Below are 12,624 nucleotides of genomic sequence, written 5' to 3'. Positions count from 1 at the left end.
ACCCCTGGCTCCGCCGGAGCCAGGCGGACTGCGCGGGCGGCCCGCCCGGACCACGGCGGGATCAGCTGATCCGGTCGATGACCAGCGGTCGCGTCCTCCACTCGGCCGCGTCACCGATGTCGAAGGCCCCCTCCAGGGCCTGGGCGGCGCGGTCGAAGCGCTCGGGCTCGTCGGCGTGTAGCGTGAACAGCGGTTCCCCGGCCTGGACCTCCTCACCCGGTTTGGCGTGCAGGGTCACACCCGCCCCGAAGGACACCGCGTCCTCCTTGCGGGCCCGGCCCGCGCCCAGCCGCCAGGCGGCCAGCCCCACCTGGTAGGCGTCCAGCCGGGTGAGGACACCGCTGGACGGGGAGAGCACCACCCGGCGCTCGGCCGCCTCGGGCAGCGGCGCGTCCGGGTCGCCGCCCTGGGCCCGGACCAACTGCTTCCACGACTCCAGGGCGCTGCCGTCGCGCAGGGCTTGGGCCGGGTCCTTGACGCCGTTCTCGCCCGGGGTCAGACCGGCCGCCGTCAGCATCTCCCGCGCCAGCGCCACGGTGAGCTCCACGACGTCGCCGGGGCCGCCCCCGGAGAGCACCTCGACGGCCTCGGCGACCTCCAGGGCGTTGCCGACCTGACGGCCCAGGGGCGTGGCCATGTCGGTGAGCAGGGCGACCGTGCGCACCCCGTGGTCGTTGCCGATGTCCACCATGGTGCGGGCCAGCTCCCGGGCGGACCCGGCGTCCTTCATGAACGCGCCCGACCCCACCTTGACGTCCAGGACCAGGGCCCCGGTGCCCTCGGCGAGCTTCTTGCTCATGATGGACGCGGAGATGAGCGGGATGGACTCCACGGTGCCGGTGACGTCGCGCAGCGCGTAGAGCTTGCGGTCGGCCGGGGCCAGCCCGGTGCCGGCAGCGCAGATCACGCCGCCGGTCTCGGTGATGACCCGGCGCATCTCCTCGGTGGACAGCGACGCGCGCCAGCCGGGGATCGACTCCAGTTTGTCCAGGGTGCCGCCGGTGTGGCCGAGCCCGCGCCCGGACAGCTGCGGGACCGCCGCCCCGCAGGCGGCGACGGTGGGCGTGAGCGGCAGCGTGATCTTGTCGCCCACCCCGCCCGTGGAGTGCTTGTCGGTGGTGGGCCGGGCCAGGTCGGAGAAGTCGAGCCGGTCCCCCGACGACAGCATCGCCTCGGTCCAGCGGCCCACCTCCGCCCGGCCCATGCCGCGCAGGAAGACCGCCATCGCCAGCGCCGACATCTGCTCCTCGGCCACCTCACCACGGGTGTAGGCGCCGATCACCCAGTCGATCTGCTCCGGAGTGAGCTCTCCCCCGTCGCGCTTGGCTCGGATGACCTCGATGACGTCCATGTCGTGTTCCTCTCCGTGGCTGGAAAAACGACTCCCCGGCCGCCGTGGGTCGGCGGCCGGGGAGGCACCCGATCGTGCTTCGCCCCTCAGGCGAGGTTGTGCGGCCCGAAGGCCTGCGGCAGCACCCGCTCCATGGGGAGGATCCCCTCGGGCGTGTCCACCAGCAGGTCCGGCCCGCCGTGTTCGTACAGCAGTTGGCGGCAGCGGCCGCACGGCATCAGGGTCTCGCCCCGGCCGTCCACGCAGCTGAACGCGACCAGGCGCCCGCCGCCGGAGGCGTGCAGCGCGCTGACCAGACCGCACTCGGCGCACAGGCCCACCCCGTAGGAGGCGTTCTCCACGTTGCAGCCGCTCACGGTCCGGCCGTCGGAGACCAGCGCCGCCGCGCCCACCGGGTACTTCGAGTAGGGCGCGTACGCGTGGCCCATGGCCTCCCGGGCGGCCTCCCGCAGGGCCGCCCAGTCCACGCCGGTGTGTTCGGTCATGAGCGGCCCGCCCTCCACTGCTGGCCGATCCCGGCGGGCGGACGCAGCCGCTGCGAGGCCAGTGAGAGCACCAGCAGGGTGGCGATGTGCGGGCTGTAGGTGGCCAGCTCGCGCGGCAGCGAGTCGGTACCGAAGTACCAGAACAGCAGCAGCGAGGCCACTCCGACGGCCAGGGCCGCCATCGCCGTGGCGCGTTTCCTGGTCTTCCACATCGCCGCGGACGCCGCCGCGATACCCAGCAGGGTCAGTACGACGTACGCGGTGTTCAGGGCCGCGCCGGCGAGGAGGAAGGAACTCGTCCAGTAGGCCAGCGCACCGGCCGCCAGCAGCCCGACCGCGACCACGGCCAGCGGGGGTGTCTGCGCGTCCCGGGTGCTCCACAGGGCCAGGAGCAGGCCGGCCAGCAGCAGGAGCGCCGCCGCCGGGTAGAGCAGTCCGGAGTGGGCGGCCAGCGGGCCGGCCGCGGTGAACGCGTAGAGCAGCGCACCGAGCACGGTCGCCGCGGAACCGATCCGACCGAGCAGGGCCGCGCGCGAACGCCACAGCGTCCAGGCCAGCAGCGCTGCCACGAACAGCAGGAGCAGCGCGTGGATGGCCTCGCCGCCGCCGCGCAGCTGGAGGGCGTCGGTGTAGCCGAACAGTCCGGCGCCCATCGCCAGGCCGCCGGGACGCCAGTTACCGAAGATCATCGCGGCCAGACCGATGTAGCCGCGGCCGCCGGTCTGCCCCTCCTGGTAGATGTTCGAGGCCACCATGGCCAGGAACGCGCCGCCCATACCGGCCAGACCGCCGGAGACGACGACCGCCACGTACTTGAGGCGGTACACCGCCACACCCAGCGACTCGGCGGCGTCGGGGTTCTCACCGACCGAGCGCAGGCGCAGGCCGAAGGTCGTCCGCCACAGCACCAGGTAGGTCAGCGGGATCATCAGGAGGGCGACGAGGGTGAGCGCCGACATGCGGGTGGTCAGACCGATCACCAGCGAGGCCAGGTCGCTGACCAGGAAGGTTCCGGCGGCCTCCACCGGCCGCAGCAGCTCCGGCAGGACCGGCAGGTTCAGTGTCGGGAATTCGGGTGTGGTCGGCGACTGGGCGGCACCCGCGCCGGGCACGTCCGAGTACACCAGGATCGACAGGTAGCGCATCGCGCCGAGCATGAGGATGTTGATCGCCACACCGGACACGATGTGGTCCACCGCGAAGGTCACCGTGGCGACCGCGTGCAGCAGGCCGCCGGCCATCCCGGCGAGGACGCCCGCGAGCAGGCCCATCCACGGGTTGTCGGTGCTCCAGGCGAAGTAGGCACCGAACCAGGTGCCCAGGATCATCATGCCTTCCAGGCCGATGTTGATGATGCCCGCGCGCTCGGCCCACAGTCCGCCGAGGGCGGCCAGTCCGATGGGTACCGCGAAGGTCAGGGTGGTGCGGATGGTGCCCGAGTCGGTGAGCATGTCCTGGCCGGTGATGACGCGCAGCCCGGCCAGGGAGACGAGCACCGCGGCGAACAGGGTCAGGACACGCCACCGCGCCCACCCCCTGGGCCGCCACGGCGACTCCGCCGCTTCCTTCACGTTCAGTTCCTGGCTCACTGTGCCTCCCCGCTGGACTCGACGGCCCTGCCGAGCTGCTTGCCGATCTGCTGCTGCTGGTAGCGGCGGCCCCAGCGGTGCACGACCTCGTAGACCACGACGACCGTGAGGACGATGGTGGCCTGCGCGATGACCGCGATCTCCTGCGGGATCCCGTCGAAGGGCAGGATCCCCGCCGCCTGGTCGAGGAAGGCCCACAGCAGTGCCGCGAAGACGATGCCCACCGGGTGGTTCCGGCCCAGCAGGGCGATCGCGATACCGATGAAGCCGATACCCGCCGGGAAGTCCAGCGCGTAGTAGTGCGAGTGCCCCAGGAGCTGGGGCAGGCCCACGAGCCCCGCGACCATGCCCGAGAAGAGCATGGACAGGAAGACCATCCTCTTGACGTTCACACCGCTGGCCTCGGCCGCGGTCTGCGACTGGCCGGTGGCCCGCAGCTCGAACCCGAAGCGGGTGCGGTTGAGCATCATCCAGTAGAGGAAGCCGACAGCGACGGCCAGCAGGACCAGGCCGTAGATCTCCCGGTCGGAGCCGAGGAAGCCCGCGGGGATGCCGGGCACCCACGCCGACTCGGGCATGGGCGGCGTGCCGATGTTGTTGGTGCTGATCTCCACCGCGAGGCGGTCGGTGCTCAGCAGGTAGGCGGTGATGCCGGTGGCGATCGCGTTGAGCATGATCGTGGAGATCACCTCGGAAACGCCCCGCGCCACCTTGAGGTATCCGGCGATACCGGCCCACACACCGCCGACCGTGATGGCGGTGGCGATGATGACGACCTGGCTGACCACCGGCGGCAGCACGAGGTAGCCGCCCACGGCCGCGGCCAGCAGCGCCGCGAGCCGGTACTGGCCGTCCACACCGATGTTGAACAGCTTCATCTTGAAGCCGATCGCCACGGCCACGGCGGCCAGGTAGTAGGTGATGCTGCTGTTGATGATCTGCACCAGGCTGTCCGGCCGGGTACCGAACTCGGCCATCCGTCCGAAGGTCCGGAACGGCGCGATGCCGCTGAGGAGCAGCACGGCGGCGGTGACGCCGACCGCGAGCACACCGGCGGCCAGGACCGCGGCGAAGGACAGCGCCATCATCGCCGCCAGGCGGTGGAACAGCACGAACGCCAGAGCCGACCCGATGAGCGCGCCGAGCGCGGCAGCGACGGGTTCGATCAGCTGCAGGTCCAGGACCCAGGCGCAGACCAGACCGCCCGCGACCGCCAGGATCAGCGACATCGGAACGACCAGGACGTTGTGCAGGGGCGTGCCCTCCTCCCTGGTCCCGTCGGCGCCGATCCGGCTCTCGTCCGGGGTGAACGGCGCCAGCGCCGCCACGAGCCCGAAGGCGAGCGTGACGCCGATGATGAGCGCGGCCCACCACAGCAGGAACAGGTCCAGGGCGAAGGTCGCCGCGACGCCCAGGAGTACGGCCAGGCCGAACACGATCGGTGCCGCGATGGTGCGGCGTCCGGGGTTACTCATGCGCCGCCCTCGCTCTCGTTTCCGTTGGTGCCCTCAGCACCGCTGCCACCTTCTGTGTGCGCGTCCGCACCGCCCAACCCGGCGCCGGTCATGGCGGAGCCGAGCTGTTCGGGGGTGACGCTGTTCGGGTCGGCCTCCGTGACCAGACGGCCGCGCAGGATGACGTGGAGTGTGTCGGACATGCCGATGAGCTCGTCGAGGTCGGCGGAGACCAGCAGGACGGCCAGTCCGGCCGCGCGCGCCTCGCGCAACTGCTCCCAGATGGCCGACTGGGCGCCCACGTCCACGCCTCGGGTGGGGTGGGCGGCGACCAGGAAGTGCGGTTGCGCGCTCATCTCCCGGCCGATGATGAACTTCTGCTGGTTGCCCCCGGACAGCGCGTCGGCGATGACGTCGATGTTGGGGGTGCGCACGTCGTACTCGGTGACGATGCGCTCGGAGTCGGCGCGCGCCCCGGACCGGTTGATCCAGGGGCCGCGGACACTGGGTTCCCGGGTCTGGTGTCCCAGGATCCGGTTCTCCCACAGCGGGGAGTCCAGCAGCATGCCGTGCCGGTGCCGGTCCTCGGGGATGTAGCCGACCCCGGCCTCGCGGATGCGCAGCGTGGGCCAGTCGGTGATGTCCTGGCCCTCCAGGGCGATGCTGCCGGAGGCGGCCCGGCGCATGCCCATGATCGCCTCGATCAGCTCGGACTGGCCGTTGCCCTCGACCCCGGCGATACCGACGATCTCGCCCCTGCGGATGTCGAGGGTGACGTCGTCGACGACGGGCCGACCCTCCGACGAGAGCACGGTCACCCCGTTCAGGGACAGGATGACGTGGTCGGTGACGGTGGACTCGCGCAGCTCCGGTACGGGCAGTTCGCCGCCCACCATGAGGGTGGCCAGCTCCCGTGCGGTGGTGGTGCGCGGGTCGGCGGTGGCCACCGTGGTGCCGCGGCGGATCACGGTGATCTCGTCGGCGACGGACAGGACCTCGTCGAGCTTGTGCGAGATGAAGATGACCGTGAGGCCCTCGCGCTTGAGCTCGCGCAGGTTGTCGAAGAGCTCGTCGACCTCCTGCGGGACCAGGACGGCGGTGGGCTCGTCCAGGATGATCGTCTCGGCGCCGCGGTAGAGCACCTTGAGGATCTCCACGCGCTGGCGGTCTCCGACGCCCAGTTCCTCCATGAGGCGGTCCGGGTCGACGCCGAGCCCGTACTGGGCGGACAGCTCCTGGATACGGGCCCTGGCCCTGCGGCCGATGCCGTGCCTGCGCTCCGCGCCCAGGACCACGTTCTCCAGCACGGTGAGGTTGTCGGCGAGCATGAAGTGCTGGTGCACCATGCCGATGCCGTGCCTGATGGCGTCGGAGGGCGAGTGGAAGCGCACCTCCTCACCGCGGATACGGATATGGCCCTCGTCCGGCCGGTGCATGCCGTACAGGGTCTTCATCAGCGTGGACTTGCCCGCGCCGTTCTCGCCGACGATGGCGTGCACGGTACCGGGAGCCACGGTGATGTCGATGTCGTGGTTGGCCACGACGCCGGGAAAACGTTTGGTGATCCCGCGCAGCTCAACGGCGAAGGGCCCTGCGGCCCCTTCGCCCGATGGCGTGCTGCTCATCTTTCTCCTCGTGGAAACAGCAACGTGGCGCACGGGCCCCGAAGGGTTCGTGTCCGGACGCCATCGTCGCGGAAAACGGCAACCGGGGCGGCACCGGAAGGGGACTGCTCCCCCTGTCACCGGTGCCGCCCTGGGGCACTGTCACCGCGGGCCGTGCCCGCGGCGGGGCGAACCGTGTGGACCCGGCCGACTAGGGCTGGGTCGGAACCTCGATCTCGCCGTCGATGATCTCCTGCTTGAGTGCGTCGAGCTCCTCCTGGATCGGCTCGATGGCCTCCTCGTTGGACAGGGTGTAGTCCACACCGCCGTCGGCGAGCTCGAAGCGCTGGATGCCGGTCTGCGGGTCGCCCTCGACCACGGACTTGATCATCTCGAAGACGGCGACGTCGACCTGCTTGATGGCGGAGGTCAGCACGTACGGCTTCTGCTGCTCCTCGGCGTTCTCGTACTGGTCGCTGTCGACGCCGATGAAGGTGAACTCGTTGTCGACGGCGGACTGGAGGACACCGTTGCCGGAGGCGCCGGCGGCGTGGTAGATCACGTCGGCACCGCGGTCGTACTGGGCCTGGGCGGCCTCACGGCCCTGTGCCGGGTCGCTGAAGCCGCTCATGTCCGGCGGCTGGCTGAGGTAGTCGACCTCGACGTTGATGTCCTCGTTGACGTGCTCGACACCGGCGACGTACCCGGCCTCGAACTTGTGGATCAGCGGGGTCTCGACACCGCCGACGAAGCCGACGTGGTCCTCCTCGGTGGTCAGCGCCGCGGCGGCACCGGCCAGGAAGGAGGCCTGCTCCTCGGCGAAGACGAGGCTGGTGATGTTGTCGTGGCCCTCGACCTCGGAGTCGACGATCGCGAAGTTGGTGTCCGGGTAGTTCTCGGCGACGGCCTCCATCGGCTCCTGGTAGGCGAAGCCGACACCGATGACGACGTCGAAGCCCTCCTCGGCCATGTTGGCGAGGCGGTCCTGCTTGTCGGAGTCGGCCTCCCCGTCGGCCGGCTCGAAGTCGGCGGTCTCGACGCCGAGCTCGTCGGCGGCCTGCTGCAGGCCCCGGTAGGCGGAGTCGTTGAACGAGCGGTCGCCGCGACCGCCCACGTCGAAGGCCAGGCCGACCCGGATCTCGGAAGCCTCTTCGCCGCCGCCGTTTCCGCTGTCGCCGGTGTCTTCGGCCGCGTTGTCACACGCGGTGAGTGCCAACACGCCCGCCGCGGCGACCGCGGCGAACTTGGCTGCGTTGCTGCGCTTCACTTGAGTAACTCTCCCCTTCGCCCTCTCAGCGGCCCGCATTCAGCGCGGATCCGACCTGAGTTCTGTTGCCGGACGATATCCGCTGGTCGAAAGTACACCTAACCAACGGACGGAGTTGTTATGAAGGCGAGAGCAGAGCGACACGGCACCTTACCTGGAAGTTACCAAGAGCACACCGAACCGTGGCAACCAACGGCCTATTCCCCGTTTTTGACCTCCCGTTCCTCCGGAGGGGCCGTGCGCACGACCGGTTGTACCGTGACCTTCACCGGTGGTCACAGCCGCATGTCCGAGCCAACCGGTCTAGACCGGACTAACCCCCTGACCCGGACCCCCGGGCGCCGAGGAAGTCCGCCACGGCCTGCTTGAAGACCCTGGAGGAGACCGCGTTGGCGTGGTCCCGGCCGGGGATCTCCACGTACGAGCCGCCGCAGCGCCCGGCGAACGCCGCGGCACCCTCGGCGACCGCGTCCTTGGCCCCGGCGGCCACGAGCAGGGGGACGCCCTCGGGTCGCGGCTCCTCCCGGAAGGGGCGTGCGGCCTGACCGCGGACACAGGCGGCGAGCGCCTCCGCGTCGTTGCCCGGCAGACCGGCGACGGTGCGGTAGACGTGGTCGAAGGGGCTGTCGCCCTCTCCCGGGCGGGCCGTGTCCAGGCCGGCCAGGGCGTTGACCGGACCGAAGCCGCCCAGGACGAGGCTGCGGACCCGCTCCGGCGCGGTCAGGGCGAGCTCCCAGGCCAGCCGGGACCCCATGGAGTACCCGACGGCGTCCACGGCCCGGACGTCCAGCTCGTCGAGCATCGCCAGGATGTCGGCGACGAAGTGTTCGGGCAGGTAGAGCTGGGGGTCCGTGGGCTTGTCGCTGGCCCCGTGGCCGCGCAGGTCCGGGCCGATCGCCCGGCGCCCGGCCTCCTCGAGCACGCGCGGCCACCCCGTGGCGCGCCAATTCATGTCGAAGTCGGTGCCGAAACCGTGCAGCAGGAGCACCGGTACGTCGTCGGTCGGGTCCTGCGAAGGCAAATCCGCATAGCGCATTGTCACGTCTTCGACGGGATTCACGGTCATGAATCCTTCCTTCTTATGTCCGGGGCCGGATTTGGCCGGGAGAGCGAGGGCCAATTCAGATGTTTGCATAAACGGCCATCCCGGATCGGGTATGTCACTTGTGCTGACATCCGAACTGGCCCTCGGCGGAGATGGGACCTTTGACGCGTCAGTCCGTCGGGGGCTTCAGCCTCACTCTGCGTTTCGGTTTGGCTTCCTCCTCGGGGACCCGCCCGACGATGCCGGCCTGGGGGGCGCTCTCCTCGACCTCGACGGCGAAGGTCACCAGGGGCTCCCCGACCGGGACGACGTCCTCCTCCCGGGCGTGCAGCTCGACCACCCGGCCGGCCTTGGGCGAGGGGATGACCACGGCCGACTTGGTCGTCTCCACCTCGACCAGCGGATCGTTGCGGCCGATGGTGTCCCCGACCGCGACCTGCCACTCCAGCACGGTCGCCTCGACGAGCCCTTCGCCCAGGTCGGGGAGGGTGAAGGTGATGTTCTCTTCTGCCATGTCGGCTAGTACTCCAGGGTTCGCTGGACCGCGAGCAGGACGCGGTCGATCGTCGGCAGGTACTGCGGTTCCAGGGGGCCGGCCGGATAGGGGACGTCGAACCCGGTGACCCGCTGGACCGGGGCTGCCAGCTCACGGAAGCAGTTCTCGGTGATCAGCGCGGCCACCTCGGCGCCGAGTCCGGCGGTGAGCGGGGCCTCGTGGACGACCACGGCCCGCTTGGTGCGGGCGACGGAGGCGGCGAGCCCGGCGGCGTCGATGGGTTTGAGCCAGCGCAGGTCCAGCACCTCCAACTCGACGCCGTCCTCCGCGGCCAGCTCGGCCACCTGGACGCACCTGTGCACCATCGCACCCCAGGCGACGAGCGTGGCGTGGCGTCCGGGGCGGACGATTCGGCTGGTGCCGATGGGGTCGGTGGGTTCACTCAGCCGGACCGGTCGGCGGTCCCAGTAGCGGGCCTTGGGCTCCATGTAGACGACCGGGTCGTCGGAACGGACCGACTGCAACAGCAGGCTGTAGGCCTCGGCCGGGTCGGAGGGCGCGACGACCTTCAGTCCGGGGGTGTGCGCGAAGAGGGCCTCGAGGCTCTCCCCGTGGTGCTCGGGGGCCTGGATACCGCCGAAGGAGGGCAGGCGCAGGGTGATCGGCATGGGTGCGGCGCCGCGGGTGCGGTAGTTCATGCGTGCCACCTGGTTGACGATCTGGTCGACGGCCGGGTACGCGAAGCCGTCGAACTGGAGCTCGGGGACGGGCCGCCAGCCGTTCATGGCCAGTCCGACCGCCATGCCCATGATGGCGGACTCGGCGAGCGGGGTGTCGAAGACCCGCTGGTCGCCGAACTCCTTCTGGAGGCCGTCGGTGACCCGGAAGACCCCGCCGAGGGCACCGACGTCCTCACCGAAGACGAGGACGTCGGGGTCCTCGGTGAGCAGGACGCGCAGGGCCCGGTTGATGGCCTGCTGCATGGACAGCTCCACCACTGCGGACTCCACCGTCGTGTCGGCGCGTTCGATCAGCTCGGTCACAGCTCGACCTCTTCCTGCCAGGTGCGGTGCTGCCGGGTCAGCTCCTCGGTGGTCTCCCGGAAGACGTGGGTGAACAGTTCGGAGCCGTCGGGTTCGGGGGCGTCGGCGACGCCGTCCCTGACCTGTTCGGCCCGCCGCGCGGCCTCGGCGTCGACGGCGGCGAAGTGCTCCTCGTCGGCGTGCCCGGCTTCGAGCATGGCGGCGCGCAGCAGCACGACGGGGTCCCGCCGCCGCCAGTGCTCGGTGTCGGCCTCGTCCCGGTAGCGGCCGGGGTCGTCGGAGGTGGAGTGGGGTTCGATGCGGTAGGTGAGCGCCTCGATGACGGTGGGGCCGCCGCCGTTCCGGGCGCGTTCGACCGCTTCGGCGGTGGCGGTGTGCACGGCGCCGGCGTCGTTGCCGTCGACGAGGACCCCGGGCATGCCGTAGCCCTCGGCGCGCGCGGCGACGGATCCGCCGGCGACCTGGCGCTCGTTGGGCACCGACAGGGCCCACTGGTTGTTCTGGCAGAAGAAGATGACGGGCGCCGCGAGGACCCCGGCGAAGTTCATGGCCTCGTGGACGTCTCCCTCGGAGCTGGCCCCGTCCCCGAAGTAGGCCATGGCGACGCCGTCGTCACCGCGGAGCCGCTCACCGAGGGCCCACCCCACGGCGTGCGGGACGGGGCCGCCGACGACCGCGTTGATGGCGCCGAAGCGCGAGTCCATGACGTCGTAGAGGCCGCCGTGCCACAGGGCGCGGTGGGTGGCCATGTAGCCGACCATCTCGACGCCGTAGGCGAGGGCCGAGGCCATTTCCCGGTAGGTGGGGAAGACGAAGTCCCGGGCGGGGTCGAGCGCGGTGGCGCTGCCGACCTGTGCCGCCTCCTGGCCGCGGACGGAGACGTAGGCGGGGAAGACGCCCTGGCGCTGGAGGGCGATGGCCTCCGTGTCCAGGTCGCGCGCGGTGCGCATGTCGCGGTAGAGCCGGCGGGTGAGTTCGGGCGGCAGGTGCTCCACGGTGATGGCGCCCTGGCCCTTCGACTCTTGGGGTGGCATGTCGAGAGGCTCCCAACGTGGCCCTGCGCGCGTGGTGGCGCGACCGGGGCTCGGGGTGGTCACGGTCTGCCCTTGATTCTCCGGACAACTGGACAGTTACGCTAGATATGGCCGAATAGTCGATACACCTGAGAACGAATGTCCCGAGTACGTTCTTATGCGTCTAAGATTCAGCATCCCCAACACAGGAAAACGACACATCGTGCCAAACATCACGAATCACCATCGCCGCCCCGCATCCGGGGGTGACGCCCCCGCACCCGCGGGAGCCCCGCACGGAACACCCCCGAGGCGGACCGGCGAACACGGAGGGAGCACGCTCACACACGAAGAGCCATTGGTCCAGAGATGCGTCCACCCCGGAGCCACACCCAACGAGTTGTTGTCTGTACTTGCAGATACGACAGATATGGCCGAAATGAGACGATAGGTAAGAATTTCTGGCTGATTCCAGCCAGTTCGTTGTGGTTACTGGCCAGTCAGGGAAACCCTCGCCCCACTCCGTGCGTCAACCATGAGTACAGTCGGACTTCCCCGCCAGGCCCCCGCTTGGCGGTTCGCACAAGAGGTCGCCGCGCGAACCCCCGATCCCCCGCCCCCGACTCCGCCGCCCGGACGCGCGCCGTATCTCGCCGGCTGAGATTTCTATGGACGAAAACAACGTTTACCTGGTATTTCCTTAGCTCCCTGTCAACGATGACAGCAAGGAGTTGAGCACTGCGACAAGAGCACACGAGGAGCACGCACATGGCCATGGGCGACCAGCGTAGGAACGGCCGGCGGCCGGACACGACCGACCAGACCATCCTGAGTGCGCTCGCCAAGGACGCTCGAACCGGCATCACGGAGATCGCCGCACTGGCCAACGTCTCCCGGGCCACGGCCTACAACCGGATCAAGCGGCTCACCGACGAGGGCGTCATCCGCGGCTACTCCGTGGTGACCGACCACTCCAAGATGGGACTGGGCGTGACCGCGCTCGTACTCATCTCGGGGAGCCAACCCGACTGGCGGGCCAACCGGGAGATCCTCTCCTCCTACCCCGAGATCGAGTACTGCTGGTACGTGGTGGGGTCGGCGGACATCGTCCTGCTGGTCCGCGTCGCCAACACCAACCAGCTGCGCGACCTGATCCTGAGCCGTCTCCAATCGCTTCCCGGTGTGACGTCCACCCAGACGCTCACCGTCATCGACGAGGTCGTACACCGACCGGTCGTGGAGCCGAACGAGGAAGGCGGGTGAGCCCGCCCCGCCCC

The 12,624-nt window shown here is 70.1% G+C and carries 11 protein-coding genes; 1 reads left to right on the top strand and 10 read right to left on the bottom strand.

Features of this window, described 5'->3' with window-relative positions:
• Nucleotides 1-61: 61 nt before the first annotated feature.
• The 10 genes from IE195_RS18980 to IE195_RS18935 form a co-directional block, all read right to left on the bottom strand.
• Nucleotides 62-1,351, bottom strand: a complete 1,290-nt coding sequence (locus tag IE195_RS18980; RefSeq protein WP_191273321.1) for a thymidine phosphorylase — start codon at nucleotides 1,349-1,351, stop codon at nucleotides 62-64.
• 86 nt (nucleotides 1,352-1,437) lie between these two features.
• Nucleotides 1,438-1,854 carry a cytidine deaminase gene (locus IE195_RS18975; RefSeq protein WP_191273318.1) on the bottom strand — a complete coding sequence of 139 codons (417 nt, stop codon included), beginning with the start codon at nucleotides 1,852-1,854 and terminating at the stop codon, nucleotides 1,438-1,440.
• Nucleotides 1,833-3,425 carry an ABC transporter permease gene (locus IE195_RS26720; RefSeq protein WP_191273316.1) on the bottom strand — a complete coding sequence of 531 codons (1,593 nt, stop codon included), beginning with the start codon at nucleotides 3,423-3,425 and terminating at the stop codon, nucleotides 1,833-1,835. Before IE195_RS26720 ends, IE195_RS18975 begins: the two co-directional genes overlap by 22 nt.
• Entirely contained in the window at nucleotides 3,422-4,900 is a 1,479-nt protein-coding gene (locus IE195_RS18965) for an ABC transporter permease (protein ID WP_191273314.1), read from the bottom strand. The genes IE195_RS26720 and IE195_RS18965 overlap by 4 nt, the downstream gene beginning before the upstream one ends.
• Nucleotides 4,897-6,504, bottom strand: a complete 1,608-nt coding sequence (locus IE195_RS18960) for an ABC transporter ATP-binding protein (RefSeq protein ID WP_191273312.1) — start codon at nucleotides 6,502-6,504, stop codon at nucleotides 4,897-4,899. Before IE195_RS18960 ends, IE195_RS18965 begins: the two co-directional genes overlap by 4 nt.
• Nucleotides 6,505-6,694: 190 nt before the next feature.
• Nucleotides 6,695-7,750 carry a BMP family lipoprotein gene (locus tag IE195_RS18955; protein WP_191273310.1) on the bottom strand — a complete coding sequence of 352 codons (1,056 nt, stop codon included), beginning with the start codon at nucleotides 7,748-7,750 and terminating at the stop codon, nucleotides 6,695-6,697.
• Between the two features lie 313 nt (nucleotides 7,751-8,063).
• Nucleotides 8,064-8,816, bottom strand: coding sequence for an alpha/beta fold hydrolase (locus IE195_RS18950; protein WP_191273308.1), 753 nt, complete (start codon nucleotides 8,814-8,816; stop codon nucleotides 8,064-8,066).
• Between the two features lie 148 nt (nucleotides 8,817-8,964).
• Nucleotides 8,965-9,309, bottom strand: coding sequence for a biotin/lipoyl-containing protein (locus IE195_RS18945; RefSeq protein WP_191273306.1), 345 nt, complete (start codon nucleotides 9,307-9,309; stop codon nucleotides 8,965-8,967).
• Nucleotides 9,310-9,314: 5 nt separating this feature from the next.
• Nucleotides 9,315-10,334, bottom strand: coding sequence for an alpha-ketoacid dehydrogenase subunit beta (locus IE195_RS18940; protein ID WP_191273304.1), 1,020 nt, complete (start codon nucleotides 10,332-10,334; stop codon nucleotides 9,315-9,317).
• Nucleotides 10,331-11,368: a thiamine pyrophosphate-dependent dehydrogenase E1 component subunit alpha gene (locus IE195_RS18935; RefSeq protein WP_191273302.1), complete on the bottom strand. Its 1,038-nt coding sequence runs from the start codon at nucleotides 11,366-11,368 to the stop codon at nucleotides 10,331-10,333. Before IE195_RS18935 ends, IE195_RS18940 begins: the two co-directional genes overlap by 4 nt.
• 747 nt (nucleotides 11,369-12,115) lie before the next feature.
• Here IE195_RS18935 and IE195_RS18930 point away from each other — a divergent pair.
• Nucleotides 12,116-12,610 carry an Lrp/AsnC family transcriptional regulator gene (locus IE195_RS18930; protein ID WP_191273300.1) on the top strand — a complete coding sequence of 165 codons (495 nt, stop codon included), beginning with the start codon at nucleotides 12,116-12,118 and terminating at the stop codon, nucleotides 12,608-12,610.
• Nucleotides 12,611-12,624: the final 14 nt, after the last annotated feature.

Source organism: Nocardiopsis terrae, assembly GCF_014651695.1.
Lineage (GTDB): Bacteria > Actinomycetota > Actinomycetes > Streptosporangiales > Streptosporangiaceae > Nocardiopsis > Nocardiopsis terrae.
This window is presented reverse-complemented; position numbering and strand designations above follow the sequence as displayed.